The sequence below is a fragment of the Dyadobacter bucti genome (genome assembly GCF_005869225.1).
In the GTDB taxonomy this organism is placed as follows: Bacteria; Bacteroidota; Bacteroidia; order Cytophagales; family Spirosomataceae; genus Dyadobacter; species Dyadobacter bucti.
Window position 1 is genome coordinate 358,354 of sequence record NZ_SWFP01000008.1, and the last position, 14,240, is coordinate 372,593.

General features: G+C 43.8%; 14 protein-coding genes and 1 tRNA gene. 8 read left to right on the forward strand and 7 right to left on the reverse strand.

Annotation, left to right across the window (positions count from 1 at the left end):
• Nucleotides 1-41: 41 nt before the first annotated feature.
• On the forward strand, nt 42-701 hold the full coding sequence (plsY, locus tag FBF61_RS25510; RefSeq protein ID WP_138482679.1) for a glycerol-3-phosphate 1-O-acyltransferase PlsY: 660 nt from the start codon (nt 42-44) through the stop codon (nt 699-701).
• Between the two features lie 112 nt (nt 702-813).
• Nucleotides 814-2,175, forward strand: a complete 1,362-nt coding sequence (locus tag FBF61_RS25515; RefSeq protein ID WP_138482681.1) for a dipeptidase — start codon at nt 814-816, stop codon at nt 2,173-2,175.
• A gap of 43 nt (nt 2,176-2,218) precedes the next feature.
• Here FBF61_RS25515 and FBF61_RS25520 read toward each other — a convergent pair whose 3' ends face one another.
• Complete coding sequence (locus FBF61_RS25520) at nt 2,219-3,445, reverse strand: tetratricopeptide repeat protein (protein WP_138482683.1); 1,227 nt, start codon at nt 3,443-3,445, stop codon at nt 2,219-2,221.
• 121 nt (nt 3,446-3,566) lie between these two features.
• Here FBF61_RS25520 and hpt point away from each other — a divergent pair, with 121 nt between their 5' ends.
• The 4 genes from hpt to FBF61_RS25540 all read left to right on the forward strand — a co-directional run bounded on the left by hpt (nt 3,567) and on the right by FBF61_RS25540 (nt 6,298).
• The gene (hpt, locus tag FBF61_RS25525) at nt 3,567-4,094 is read left to right on the forward strand and encodes a hypoxanthine phosphoribosyltransferase (protein ID WP_138482685.1); all 528 of its coding nucleotides are present in this window, start codon (nt 3,567-3,569) and stop codon (nt 4,092-4,094) included.
• 64 nt (nt 4,095-4,158) lie between these two features.
• Nucleotides 4,159-5,559 carry an MBL fold metallo-hydrolase RNA specificity domain-containing protein gene (locus FBF61_RS25530; protein WP_138482687.1) on the forward strand — a complete coding sequence of 467 codons (1,401 nt, stop codon included), beginning with the start codon at nt 4,159-4,161 and terminating at the stop codon, nt 5,557-5,559.
• 70 nt (nt 5,560-5,629) lie between these two features.
• Nucleotides 5,630-5,713, forward strand: a tRNA-Leu gene (locus tag FBF61_RS25535).
• A 66-nt stretch (nt 5,714-5,779) separates the two neighbouring features.
• On the forward strand, nt 5,780-6,298 hold the full coding sequence (locus tag FBF61_RS25540; protein ID WP_138482689.1) for a protein kinase family protein: 519 nt from the start codon (nt 5,780-5,782) through the stop codon (nt 6,296-6,298).
• Here the strand turns inward: FBF61_RS25540 and FBF61_RS25545 are convergent.
• Nucleotides 6,288-6,845, reverse strand: a complete 558-nt coding sequence (locus FBF61_RS25545; protein ID WP_138482691.1) for a CopD family protein — start codon at nt 6,843-6,845, stop codon at nt 6,288-6,290. The two genes, FBF61_RS25540 and FBF61_RS25545, sit on opposite strands and share 11 nt — an antisense overlap.
• 201 nt (nt 6,846-7,046) lie before the next feature.
• On the opposite strand from FBF61_RS25545, the gene msrA reads away from it, so the two are divergent.
• Both msrA and FBF61_RS25555 read left to right on the forward strand, forming a co-directional pair.
• Complete coding sequence (msrA, locus tag FBF61_RS25550; RefSeq protein ID WP_229215215.1) at nt 7,047-7,640, forward strand: peptide-methionine (S)-S-oxide reductase MsrA; 594 nt, start codon at nt 7,047-7,049, stop codon at nt 7,638-7,640.
• A 147-nt stretch (nt 7,641-7,787) separates the two neighbouring features.
• A complete protein-coding gene (locus FBF61_RS25555; protein ID WP_138482693.1) occupies nt 7,788-8,321 on the forward strand; it encodes a hypothetical protein in 534 nt (177 codons plus the stop codon).
• Between the two features lie 71 nt (nt 8,322-8,392).
• Here FBF61_RS25555 and FBF61_RS25560 read toward each other — a convergent pair whose 3' ends face one another.
• The 5 genes from FBF61_RS25560 to FBF61_RS25580 all read right to left on the reverse strand — a co-directional run bounded on the left by FBF61_RS25560 (nt 8,393) and on the right by FBF61_RS25580 (nt 14,129).
• Nucleotides 8,393-9,172 carry a hypothetical protein gene (locus tag FBF61_RS25560; RefSeq protein WP_138482695.1) on the reverse strand — a complete coding sequence of 260 codons (780 nt, stop codon included), beginning with the start codon at nt 9,170-9,172 and terminating at the stop codon, nt 8,393-8,395.
• 182 nt (nt 9,173-9,354) lie between these two features.
• On the reverse strand, nt 9,355-10,077 hold the full coding sequence (locus FBF61_RS25565; protein WP_138482697.1) for an RluA family pseudouridine synthase: 723 nt from the start codon (nt 10,075-10,077) through the stop codon (nt 9,355-9,357).
• 120 nt (nt 10,078-10,197) lie between these two features.
• On the reverse strand, nt 10,198-10,908 hold the full coding sequence (locus tag FBF61_RS25570) for an ABC transporter ATP-binding protein (RefSeq protein WP_138482699.1): 711 nt from the start codon (nt 10,906-10,908) through the stop codon (nt 10,198-10,200).
• Nucleotides 10,909-10,972: 64 nt separating this feature from the next.
• Complete coding sequence (locus FBF61_RS25575) at nt 10,973-11,425, reverse strand: hypothetical protein (RefSeq protein ID WP_138482701.1); 453 nt, start codon at nt 11,423-11,425, stop codon at nt 10,973-10,975.
• Nucleotides 11,426-11,468: 43 nt separating this feature from the next.
• Nucleotides 11,469-14,129: a tetratricopeptide repeat protein gene (locus tag FBF61_RS25580; RefSeq protein ID WP_166444609.1), complete on the reverse strand. Its 2,661-nt coding sequence runs from the start codon at nt 14,127-14,129 to the stop codon at nt 11,469-11,471.
• Between the last annotated feature and the right edge of the window lie 111 nt (nt 14,130-14,240).

The following is a 14,240-nucleotide window of genomic DNA, read 5'->3' on the forward strand; positions in this document are numbered from 1 at the left end:
AAACCTGTTTGTAATCTAAAATTATCTTCTAATAGTACAAAATGAGTATTGCCTTATTAATAATTACGATTGTTGCAGCCTATTTATTGGGATCCATACCGAGTTCCGTTTGGTATGGTATAGGATATTTTGGAATTGATGTGCGGAAGCACGGAAGTGGAAACGCGGGTGCTACCAATACTTTCAGAGTACTTGGCAAAAGGGCAGGAACAATTGTAATGCTGATCGACGTGATCAAAGGATGGACTGCAACGTGCCTTGCTTCCATGCTATTTTATATGAATGAAATCGGTGAAACCGAATTGTTGATGTATAAGATCATTTTTGGCATCATAGCAATCATTGGGCACATCTTCCCTGTTTTTGTAAACTTCAAGGGTGGCAAGGGGATTGCAACGTTGCTGGGAATGGTACTTGCTATCCATCCCGAGCTGGCATTGATGTCCATCACAATTTTTATACTTACGCTGATCGCTTCTCAATATGTGTCGCTGAGCTCTATACTTGGAACCCTGGCATTTCCGATATTATCGTGGCTTGGGGTTTTCGGACATCCTGAGCCGCTCCTGGTCGTTTTCGGGTTTACGATGTTTCTGCTGGTCGTTTTGACACATCAGAAAAATATCATCAGATTATTGAACGGAAATGAAAACCGGGTTAATATTTTCGCGAAATCCAAATCTGCCCGGCAGATCTCCTGACAAAAGTATTTATACACAAATAGCAACCCCTGAGGCAAAACCTTAGGGGTTATTTTTTATATTGGGCAGCTTATCGAGTATAATTATTTTTGGTCCACAACATTAAAACGCAATGCTTAAATATATTGAAAAGAACCGCGAGCGATTTTTAAATGAGCTTTTCGACCTTCTCAGGATACCCTCAGTAAGTGCAGATTCCAATTTCAAAAGCGATATGCTTAAAGCCGCCGAATACGTTCGCGACCGCATATCGGAAGCCGGAGCTGATCGTGCTGAAATTTATGAAACCAAAGGGCACCCAGTGGTTTACGGTGAAAAAATCATTGATCCCAAACTGCCTACCATATTGATATACGGGCATTATGATGTACAGCCAGCCGATCCTTACGAGCTCTGGAATTCCCCGCCCTTTGAGCCGGTAATCAAAAATGACCGTATCTATGCACGAGGTGCATGCGACGACAAGGGACAGTTTTATATGCATATCAAAGCATTGGAAACGATGCTGGCCACCAATTCCCTGGCATGCAATGTAAAAATGATGATCGAGGGCGAAGAAGAAATCGGATCTTCAAATCTGGGTGCATTTGTAAGCGAGCACAAGGACATGCTGAAATGTGATACCATCCTGATATCCGATACCAGCATCATCGCAAACGATGTCCCGTCCATAGAAACAGGGCTCCGTGGTCTGACTTATGTGGAAGTAGAAGTAGTAGGCGCGAATCGGGACTTGCATTCAGGCGTTTATGGCGGTGGCGTTGCCAATCCGGTAAATGTTTTATGTGAAATGATCGCGTCGCTGAAAGACGAAAACGGCCACATCACAATTCCAGGTTTTTACAGCAAAGTGGAAGAACTGACACCCGGACAGCGAGCAGCTTTAAATTCAGCTCCGTTTGATCTGGAAGAATACAAGCGGGACCTAGGCATTGAAGACATCCAGGGCGAAGTAGGATATTCCACTATTGAACGGACTTCAGTTCGCCCTACGCTGGACGTGAATGGAATATGGGGAGGTTACACAGGTGAAGGCGCAAAAACAGTTTTGCCTTCGAAAGCCAATGCAAAAATATCCATGCGGCTGGTTCCGAATCAAACAGATGAAGATACTCTTGAGTTATTTACGAAACACTTTGAATCCATTGCCCCGGCTTCGGTGAAGGTAACGGTTACTCCTCATCATGGAGGTCTTCCCTACGTTACTCCGACGGATTCCGTAGAATATAAGGCTGCCGAAATGGCAATGGAAGAATCTTTTGGTAAAAAGCCTATACCCACGCGGGGAGGAGGAAGTATTCCGATTGTGGCGCTTTTTGAGCAGGAACTTGGCAGAAAAAGCATCCTGATGGGCTTCGGCTTGGATATTGATGCCCTGCATTCACCTAACGAAAGCTATGGGCTATTCAATTATTATAAAGGAATTGAGACGATCCCGTTATTTTTCAAACACTATGCGAAATTGAAAAAATGATCGGTTCAGAAGCCGGGCGGCTATCGGCTTGCCCGGCTTTGTACTATCTTTTCCGGCGCTGCTCCCGTTTCATTTTCTTTAAATTGGCAATCGCAGCTTTCGCTTCCTTATCCTGGCTCGACTTCTTATCCGCCTTATCATCCGCCAATTTATAGTATTTCAGCGCCTCATCGTAATCTTTTTTGGTTTCTGCAATCTTGCCCAGCCCAATCAGTGACGAGATATAATAACCAGCGTTGAGAGAGTTGGTCTGAGCTGAAAACTCAATTGCTTTCTGATAATACTGCGCGGCAAGATCGTAATTGCGATGGTATTGCATGTTGTAGTAAGCCAGGACATACGCCGCATTTCTTCCGCTAACCCCTTCATATCCAGGCATACCTTTGCCAATTTTATCAAGAATATTCTGGGCTGCCTTTTCTGCCTCTGCCATTTTTCCAGTTACAAAGGCTGTTCTGCAAAAGTACCTTTCAAAATATGGATTGTTAGGAAAAGTCTGCCACATATACTTAGCCATTTCATAAGCTTTTCCATACTCATTTTCCATGCTGTAAATCTGCAGTAAAAAATACCTCGCTTCTACCCGCGTGTAAAAAGCATTGTTCCCTACTTTTTCAAGCTGTTTTTCACCAAGCTTTTTATTGCCTTTTGGAAAAAGCGCCATCACAGGCCTCAGAATCGGATATTCTTTGGGGACCCACTCTGCATAATAATTATACAAACCGTCGCCAAAAAGCAATTCCGGGCTCAGATCACCATTTCCTTTACATTGTTCAAAATATTTAAGGGATTTTTTCCCGGCAAAAGCTGCTTTTGTCCAGCTCTCCCGCTCGGCATATAGCCGTCCTTTGAATGCATATGCTGCCGCCAGGAAAAAAGCAGATTCCACTTTATTTTTCTCCACGTCATATAACTCTTCCGCCAGCGCAATGGTCGAGTCCATCTGTGCCAGAAAAGCTTTATCATGCGATTCATTATCCGTGTTCGGTACGATTTTCCACCACTCGGAAAGGCCCATCAGAAAATGGGGCATAGGATGCTTTGGGTAGCGATATTTGAGCCACCTGAACTCTGCATCCGCTTCCGCAAACTTATAATTGTAAAGCATATTGATAGCTTCCGTTGACTCGATTTGTACGCTCGGGTTTTTCAGGATCATATCATAATTCTTGTCCAGATCGGCAGAAGAATATAGCTGAGCCGAGACAGAATGAATGGCAATTACAGTTAAGAAACAGAATGTTATGGTGTTAAAAATTAAACTTTTCATGTCAGGGATAAAATCTGTCCTATTTAACGCCGGATTCGAATTTTACGTTTGCGGGCTGTCGGGTTTTTGAAAAAAGAGTTAATATTGATCCTCAGAGCTTTTAACGTTACGGCACTTCCTTATGATTAACATACTGGACAAAACATTTGTCCCATTTATTTCCAGGCAATCGATTGAAAACCGGGTATTGGAACTCTCGGCCATGATCAGTAAAGATTATGAAGGCCGCTGCCCGTTATTCCTCGTGGTTTTGAACGGTGCATTTCTTTTTGCCGGGGAACTCGTCAAGCATATTCCTTTGACCTGCGAAATTACATTTATCCGGCTTTCATCCTATTCACAAACCGAATCGACTGGAAAAGTAAAGGAAATCATAGGTCTGGACAACAACATTGAAAACCGCGACATCATTATTATCGAAGATATTGTGGATACCGGCCTGACCATTGCACAGTTATTAAAACAAATTGAAGATAAGAAACCGAAGTCTGTCGAAATTGCCACTTTACTACATAAGCCGGAAGCACTTAAAACGCCTGTTGCAATGCGCTACATCGGCTTTGAGATTGAAAACAAGTTTGTTGTCGGGTATGGTCTTGATTATGATGGGATCGGCCGTAACCTGGATTCAATATATGTTTTAGCCTGACCCTTTTTAAAAGTAGTAATTGCCGACCGGGCACCTTTTGAATTTTAGAGACAATCTGCATAATATGAATATACAATTTTTTGGAGCCGCAAGAACTGTTACAGGAAGCAAACATTTGATTACTACCGAAAAGGGAACAAAAATCCTTCTTGACTGCGGATTGTTTCAGGGGATACAAACAGATGAATTCAATCAGCGTTTCGGGTTTAAGCCGGCCGAAGTTAACTATCTGATTTTGTCCCACGCACATATTGACCATTCTGGATTGATTCCGAGACTTGTAAAACAAGGTTTCAACGGTCCCATATATTGTACATCTGCAACAGCCGACCTTTGCCGCGTGATGCTGCTCGATAGTGCCCATATCCAGGAAAAAGATCTGGAAAGAATTAACCGGAGACGCGAAAAACAGGGCAGGCCGCTGCTGGAAGAACTTTATGACTCTGAAGATGCGGCGAAAGCGTTGAACCTTTTTAAAACAGTCCGTTACGGACAACCATTTTTTCTTGGCGAAAGTAACGAAGTAGAAGTTATCCTGACCGACGCGGCTCATTTGCTTGGGAGCGCCGCGGTCCACCTTACTATTCCTGACAGTGGAGCATTCAAACAGCTAACATTTACAGGCGACATTGGCCGGCCGGAAGATCGCATTTTACGCAAGCCTGATGTTTTTCCACAGGCGGATATTATTATCTGCGAGTCTACCTATGGAGACAGGCTGCACGAAAAAGAAACAGATATGCATGCACATCTCCTGGAAATTGTACATCAGACCTGTGTTGTCAGAAGAGGAAAACTGATCATTCCTGCCTTCGCCATCGACCGCACCCAGGAATTGATCTATGCATTGGATCAGTTGTCAAGTTCCGGAAAATTACCTCAGATCCCGGTTTATATCGACAGTCCCCTTGCCATCCGTGCGACCAAAATCATGAAGGAGCACGACGAATGTTTCAATCCTGAAATCCTGGACTACATTGAGAAAGACGGAGATGCTTTTGCCTTTCCATACTTGCATTACATATCAAGTGCCGACGAATCTATTGCGCTTAATGATAAACAAGAACCTTGTATCATTATTTCCGCATCGGGAATGGCCGAGGCCGGGCGTATCAAGCATCACATCAAAAACAATATTGGTGATCCGAAATCAACCATTCTGCTGGTGGGGTATGCATCCTCCAACACATTGGCTGGTGCGTTGAAAAGGGGAGACAGGGAGGTTAACATCTTCGGGGAGCAATTTGAGGTACGGTGCCAGGTTTCGAGTATGGATTCTTTTTCCGGCCATGGCGATTACAATGAAATGCTCGAATTTCTGTCCTGCCAGAGCCCAGAGCGCGTCAGAAAAGTATTTCTAGTACATGGAGAATATAAAACCCAGATTTCTTTCAAGCTAAAACTCGAAAAAGCGGGTTACAAGGATGTGCATATCCCGGCATTGTATGAAAATGTGATTATTTAATTAATCATCTTTACCCTAACACTTGGAAAGTCGGTTACATTATTACTATTTTTGCCCACCAGATTTTCATGCCGAAGTGGTGAAATTGGTAGACACGCACGTTTCAGAGGCGTGTGGGGGTTGCCCTGTGTGGGTTCGAGTCCCATCTTCGGCACAAAATGCCGTTCCTGTTTTCAGGAATGGCATTTTTACTTTTCAGGACAGTTTCAAAAAATGATCCATGAAATATCCCAACCGCCTTTCTTCCGGAGCAAATAACACGGTTATAACACTGTCCGATTTGGAAGTCGCCAAGCTATTTCTTGACGATACACGCTCAGATATTGGCTCGGAGGCGGAAAAAATGAAATTTGCAAATTCCGTCAACGGTCTGGTCGTAAAGTTTATCCGCCTTGATTTTCACGAAGATTTGCAGGCAGAAATGCTGGTGATGGAGCGTTTGAAACCAATGGATTTTCGCGCTTATGAGGTCGAAATCCGCGAGCTATGGCTGGATGTTTTTGAAGACCAGCTGAAAATGCTTCACAAAGCTGGGTTTGTTCACCGCGATCTACGCCGTCCCTCAGGTATCGGAGGGTTATATTACGACAATATTTTATTGACTGACAGCGGGTTAAGGTTAATTGATGTTGGTATTTCGGCCCTGAGAGAACAAGTCGGAGCAAAGATTTTTGATAAGTACCTGGAAACCGAGCGCTCGGAAATGAATGTTTTCAGAGAATATTTTCTCAACCGGTAGGATTTTTACCTTCTTTTTTCTCCCGTACCCGCTTCACCACTCGCACCGCAGTCATAATCACAATTGCAAATACGACCAGTCCCAGAACACCCCAGAGCCAATCGACGGTATTTTTCAATACGACCAGAAATACGATTGAAAACAAGAAAATGGTTGCTACCTCATTAAAAAGTCTGAGCTGAAACGAGGCGAACCTGAATTTCCCCTGGCGGAGCTCCAACAATATTTTACGGGTGAAAGAATGGTATCCTAGCAGCCCTAGTACAAAAAGCAACTTCAGTTTCATCCAGTCCTGTTCGAGCCAGGCCGGGTTTATGTAGAGCATGATCGAGCCAAATATCAGCGCCGCCCAGCATGCAGGTGTCATGATCGCGTTCCAGAGCAGCTTTTCCATCTTTGTAAACTGTGCGATTAGTATACCACGCTCAGGCTCCGGCTTATCTTTCGCCTCGGTATGATACACAAATAAACGGGGCATATAAAAAAGCCCGGCGAACCAGCTGACAACAAAAATGATATGAAGGGCTTTGAAGTGGAGATAGGTCATGATAGCATCTTTTTCGTCCCAAATTTCGTAAATATCCAATGAATACCGGCATAAACTTTCTTTGTCGGTTAATCGTTTAGTACGCAAGAAGTAATCTCCATTCATATCATGAGAACCACCATTCCGTTTTTTACATTTATATTTTTGTGCTGCATGGTCATTGTGTCGTGCGCACAGCCGGAAAAAAAACAAAAGAAAAACATGAACAAGGAAACAGGTGCGACCGCACTTGATGAAACCAACGTTGATACCTCGAATACTGAAATTGCAACTTTTGGAACCGGATGTTTCTGGTGTACAGAAGCAGTAATGGAATCCCTCGACGGTGTAAAAAAAGTTGTGTCGGGTTATTCAGGCGGGCATGACCCGAAACCCACGTATAAAGAAGTGTGTACCGGAAATACCGGCCATGCCGAATGCGTAGAAGTCACTTTCGACCCCAAAGTGGTCAGTTATGCTGATCTTCTTGAGGCGTTTTTCCGTAGCCACGACCCTACATCGCTGAACAAACAGGGCAATGATATTGGAACACAGTATCGTTCTGTTATTTTTTATCACAATGATGAACAAAAGCAGCTTGCGGTGCAGGCGAAAACAGAACTGGACAAGTCCGGAGCATATGGAAAACCGATTGTGACCGAGATTACCAAAGCCGTAACGTTTTATCAGGCAGAAGATTACCACCAAAATTATTTTGCGAACAATCCGGACCAGGGATATTGCGCATTTGTGATCGCGCCCAAACTGGATAAATTCAAGAAGGTTTTCAAGGATAAGTTGCGAAAGAATATCTGACATAAATGCCTTTGAAATAGGCTAAGGATCCTTTCACCATATTTATTTCTCCGTATAATAACTAAGAATGGCACAAGTTTTGAAGCATTGAAATAAAGGCTTTAATTTGTGCCATTATTACTTTAACAATAACTAATTCTATTTGCGATGAAAAAGACTTTATTAATGATTGTAGTTGTTGCAGCTCTCATGAGCGTAGCGTCCGGCAAAGCTTTTGCCCAATATGAAAAAGGCGACAAACTTCTGAATGTTGGAATTGGACTAGGCTCTTATTACGGAGGTGGTGTTGCTGTCGGCGCGGCGTTCGAATACGGTGTTACGGATTTTATTAGTGTAGGTGCTCAAGCGGACTTCTATACATGGGGCTATAACTGGGGAAGCGGATACAAATATCGTTATACTTTTCTTCCGATAGCTGCAAGAGGTTCTTACCACTTCGGTAAACATTTTTTACAAGTAGAAAAACTTGACCTTTACGCAGGAGCCTCGCTTGGTTACTACATTTCAAGCTATAAAGCCGACACCCCTTTCGGAGGATCTTATAGCGACTCGTATGGCAGCAAAGTTCTATTTGGTGTTTTTGGTGGCGGAAGGTATTATTTCAAACCAAATATGGCCGCATTTGCAGAAGTTGGATATAACGTAACTCCGTTGAAGGTCGGTATCACTTTCAAATTCTAAGTACACACAAAATCCACAAAAAAAGCGGTGCAAGACTTGATCCTGCACCGCTTTTCTCATATTTAGCCCTTTCAGAATGTAACTTTTAAAGCGAGGTTGGCTGTACCGGTCATCACATTGAAACCCGGTGTAAAGTTGATTTGCAGTGGCTCTCTCCTTCTTAACAGCTCCCTTTTCACCCTGCTTGCCTTAGCACCGTTTTTACCCCCTTTTATAAAACCAACTGTTCCAAATGTCACCGCACTGGCAAATCCTCCAATCATCATCCAGGCACCGGTAACAGCCCTTTGCTGATCCTGATAACTGTTGTAATTTCCATTTGCATCAGTAGACGACGTGACTATCCCCGTTCCAATGGCGGCTACTAATGTTCCTATTGAGGTTCCGGCAATTCCCATGACCATCCCGGCCTTTGATTTTGATTTGTAATATTTGTAAATCGTCCTCAACCTGTCCGGTTCCAATGTCTGCAAATTAGCTTCAGATTTATTTCTCGCAACCGGTGCGGGTGCTGCCTGGGACGCAGGCGTAGTCGGCTGCGAAGGGGAATAGTAACCGGGAACTTCAAGCACAGCTTCAAACGTCTCCACTTCCCCGTTTCCGTATTTTATGGACGCAATTTCTGTTTTTCGTATCGAAAAAACCGGGCCGTCCGGATCAGTCAGCTTTTTGTATTTTACCACATTCTCATCTACTTCCTGAATAAGTACCTCCAGTTTGGAATTATCCCGCATGATAATTACGTCCGGTTTACGCGGAGGTGGCGTTTGTGCATTGGAAAAGCTGATCAGGCCGACCAGCAAAAAAACAGATAACCAAACAGACTTTAATGGTAATAGTGTTGATTTCATAAATGAAGGATTTATTTAACAAATTGATTAAAAGCGATCTCCTGGGTCAAATGCTGACTTCCATGCGGCGCCGGTTATTATACTCCGGATCCCTCATTTTGGTACTACTTTTTTCAGCCTATGAATTACGAAGTTCCAAATTACAAAAAAGCTACCGGCTCGATCGGTCTTCCCGCCGAAAATCAAACGCCGAATTTATTCAGCTGCTTCACAAGTACCTCAAAATCTTTTGGATACGGTGCTTCTATGCGAACACGCTCGCCATTCATCAGGGCAAAAGAAAGAGCATGTGCATGAAGCGCCACCCGCTGAATAAGTGGTTGCTCTTCGGTTTCCTTTTTCAGATTGAACTTGCGTTTAAGCGTCGATAAAAATATAGGCTCGCCACCATATTGCGGGTCACAAACGATGGGCGCTTTCAGACAGGACAGATGTATACGGATCTGGTGCATCCGGCCCGTGATTGGAATACATTCGATTAAGGTGTAGCCTCGATACACTTTCAATGTATTAAAAACCGTCTCAGCTACTTTTCCCTCTGCCCGGTCGATTTTTACCGCAGTGCCATTTTTCAGCGCTAGAATAGGCAGAAAAACAGATATGCCTTCCAGATTATGGATTCCGTTGGCAACTGCATGATAGCGTTTCGTCACTTCTCTATGTTCAAACTGCATGGCGAGATGACGGTATGCTTCCGGATTTTTGGCAAAAGCCAAAACCCCCGATGTTTCTTTATCCAGCCTGTGCGCAGCCTGAAGATTCGGATTATATTCCTTTGCAAGCCGCAATACACTTCCACCTCGATCAGCAGTTCTTTCGTCCAGCGTAGCCAGGTGCGGCGGTTTATTCACCAGAAGAAAATCGTCGTCCTCAAATAATATGATGTCTTTGAAATTAATTTTCATGAGTATTTTAATAAAAATAATCCGAATGAATTACCTGATAACAGTAGTTCATTCGGATCAATATTGGTATCAAATGTTTTTTATCTCTGGTATTCCGGCTGCAAAGATAAGCTATTTAGTTTACACCAACTCGCTCACTTTGGTTGGATTAGGATTGATGGTATCGGATTCGATCAAACCGTCACGAAGCCGCACGATCCGGTGCGCGTAATGCGCGATATCCTCCTCATGCGTGACCATCACAATCGTATTTCCTTTGCTATATAACTGATCAAACAAATCCATGATCTCATAGGATGTTTTGGAATCCAGGTTTCCCGTAGGCTCATCCGCAAGCAGGATACTGGGATCATTAACAAGTGCCCGCGCAATAGCTACCCGCTGCCGCTGTCCACCCGAAAGTTCATTGGGCTTATGTCCGGCCCTGTTCTCCAGCCCCACATTTTTCAGCGACAACATGGCTTTCTCTGTCCTGTCAGATTTACTTAAACCCGCGTAAATCAGCGGCAGAGCCACATTATCCAGGGACGACATTCTGGGAAGCAGGTTAAACGTCTGAAATACAAACCCTATTTCCTTGTTTCTTATTTCGGCTAGTTCGCTTTCCGTCATGTCGCTTACGTCCTTATTGTTCAAAACATATCTGCCGGTGGTGGGTGTGTCAAGGCATCCGATGATATTCATCAAAGTAGATTTTCCTGAACCCGACGGTCCCATAAACGCCACATATTCTCCCCTGTTAACCGAGATCGTCACGGATTTCAGCGCCTGTATCACTTCGCTACCCATGACGTAGCGCTTCGAAATTTCGTTGGTTTCTATAATTTTCATGAAAACCTTATTTTATAAACATGGACAGAATAGATTGTAATTGATAAGCGGCTGTTTCTTCTCCTCAGGCAGATGCCGATATTCTTTGGAAATATGTATTTACAAACAATCCAATGAGAATTATGGCAGAAGAAATGTACTCGTATTCTATTTCTCCTTGATTTTTCCAAAGACTTTTTTTAGTAAAATGAGCGACAGATTCAGAATCGGTTACCGTCCATTTGTTTCTTTTCCAGGACCCGAACTTCCATTGATATTCGTTATCCTGATAAACAATGGTGGCATTGCCATTCCACATGTTATACTCGATCCTACCAAGTTCCCGCTCGCCTTCAATGCTGAGAATTTGAGTATGCCTTTTCCAGAATCCGCGGGTCTTGAAACGAAGCATGTGGCCATCCAGCTCCCCATAAGCATTGTCTTTCCAGTTGCTTACTTTCAGAAGTCCCGCAAGAACCTTTCCCCTGAAAATACGGGTTTCATTTCCGGTAAAAGTGGATTTCCAAATTAATTGCATTTTGGTAAGGCTGATCCCTTTAAATGATAGCTAAAATATTAAATCATTGAAATTCTGCCCGTTGTTTTTCGATAAGAGCACGCATCGGCTGATAGCGATTTAGAAATAGCTGATAGTCGGCTGCGGAGGCCAGTTGCCTGACTTTTTCCACGCCTTCGTCTCCCTGAGACATTAACCCCTGATCCAGGCTAAGATAGGCATATTGTTCCCAGATCTGCGGGGCATATTCATTGAACCGTAATGCGTTAACAACCAGCCGGTAAGCTTTTGTAGTTTGTTTGGCCTGACGGTAATAGGTCGCCGCCGCGGCTACAACGTGGGAATCAAATGGGTTCGAAATCATAGCCCGCTGGAAATTTTTATCCGAAGGTGATTTTCGCGCAACCTGTAGTAAAGAATCTGTTGCTGAAACAGGTTTGACACCCGAAAAAAGCGTTTTCTTCAATTGATCGATCGCCGGACTTTTCTCTTTTTCCTGAATTTTGTCCAGCAAAATAACTGCTACTTCTTTTTTGTCAGACAAAGCATTTGCAACAGCCATGCCCAGTGTACCTTCCGTGCCTTCCACCACAGACAATGATTCTATCGCCTTGTTATATAGCCCAAGCTGCAGTAACCAATGACCCAAAACCTTGTGATACAAGTCGCTTTTTTCGTCCTCCTCTCCTGCCCAGGCCGAAAGTGTTTCCAATGCTTTAAGCTTATCCCCGCTGTAAAACTGAGCGTAAAGTGATGCAAACGACAGGTCGCCGGAAAGGACAGGATTTTTCACCGCCAGCTTCGGCAATAAGGTCGCCGGCATACTGTCCTGCCTGGCCTGATTCCTGGTATAATTCAAAAGATAAGCCAAACCAGAGACACTCAGTAACGAGTCCTTCGGTACAGATTCACTCAAAAAAGCCTCTTTTGGAAACTTCTGCCGGAGATTCTGGACCGCAAGCCAGTTTGCCTGCCAGGAAAGATAGCTATGTTTCTCCATGTTTGCAGCAAGAGAGTCCAGCAAAGCCGGATCAGTACTTTTAGCCATAATTGCCAGCAAATTTGTGGCAGGAATTTCATTCCGCTTTGTATTTCCCTCAGCTTTTTGCAAATAATAATAAGCAGAATCCGCAACATTGGTACGGGAATAAAGCATGCCCAGGTTATTCAGCAATTCCCCGCTTTTGGGAAATTTGCCGATACCTTCCTGCAAACTGTAAACGGCGTCGAAAAAAAGATTTTCTTGTGTTAATATGCCGCTAAGTCCTGCGTAAGCCTGTGGCGATGGATTTTTGAGCAGTGATTGTCTGAAATAATATGCAGCCGCATTATGGTCTCCCTGCCGGAGGGCCAGCGAAGCCAGTGCGTAGTTGGATTTATGGTTTTGATATTCCTGCTGCAGCGCCAGTTTATAATATTGCTCGGCCAGCGGAAATTCATCGGAAGCCGCATGTAAATCGCCCAATCCATTAAAATATCCGGCAATTGCCTGGTTAACAGGAAGTAGTTTTTGAATGGAAAATAAAACGACCACGCCAGCGAAACCAAACAAACGGGTTTGCGTGAGCCCGAAACGAAGTGGTTTGTACAGGACTTTATGAACCGCCAGTCCCTGCATGAAAAGCTGGTAAAAATTGACAAGAACGTAAAATAAGAAAAGGATGCCCATAGCCAGTTGCCCCTGTACTACTACATCTTCCAGGGATTCCAATACAGGATCATTGGCGGTTCCGGCTGCGTATGCGGTAAAAGCAGCTGCTATCATGAATAAACCGGCATACAACCAGAAACCCGTACCCCGAAAAGGAATAATTCCAGTGGAATCGGCTCTTTTTCGAAAGCCCCACAAACCCAGGATTGCCGACGCCAAAGCAAGGAAAACTGGACTGATCAGCGTAATATTCCAGTCAATTCGCATTGTATTTTTTAAATACATCAACAACAGCAAAAGCAGGTACAAAACACTGATCAATACAAAACGGGTGAGTCCCGGCTTGCCATTTGTTACGCTACCACTGGAACTGAGCCATACCAGTCCTGCCATGATCTCGGTAGAAATCATTAACAAAAATAAAACTGTCAGCAGCATCAGGAACGGGAAAGAATACGCCGCAGCAGTAATGGCCGGGAAAGCCGTTTTCGAGGAGAAATAAACGATGATTACCAGAAATGCGGAAACGCAGATCAGCCCGAGAATCCGGATCGCAATGCCCAGATCCGGCCGGAAAGCGTGGAAATAGTAGGTCAGCCCGACATAAAGCACCACAGCAAGCAAAAACAAAGACCTGTTTCCATCACCAAAAACATTTAATGTTTCAAGTCGTGAAAATGACAGCGCAAGGATGAATAAAGCCATTCCCGCCAGATACCAGAACCTCGGCATAGTTGACAGCGCAGCCAGAATAATGCAAAGGCCGACCAATATAAAAACCCAGAAAAGCCTGACGGTCAGAAAATCGGTTTCCATGACGGAGGCGGCGAAACTTTCTGTTACCAGATGTGACGGAACAGAGATTCCGTATTGCCATTGTCCAAGCTGCAATATGTCTGTGACAGTACTTACTTCGGACAATTCACTCAAAACATTCCAGCGGATTACGTTTCCAAGCGGGTCAAGAATCTTTGTGATAAAAAAAACGATTGCTAAAAATAGAATAGCCAAAGCCCAAACAGCCATTCTGCGTTCGGACGGAGACCATACTTTCCAGAAAAAAAGATCCTTCATAAATTTTTTTTAAACCCCATTCCGGAAAAATCAATATATTAATTTGAAAAAAGGGCCAGTTTCTAAAAAATATCCTATAAATGAGCTTGACAGCTATTGGTACTGACCAAA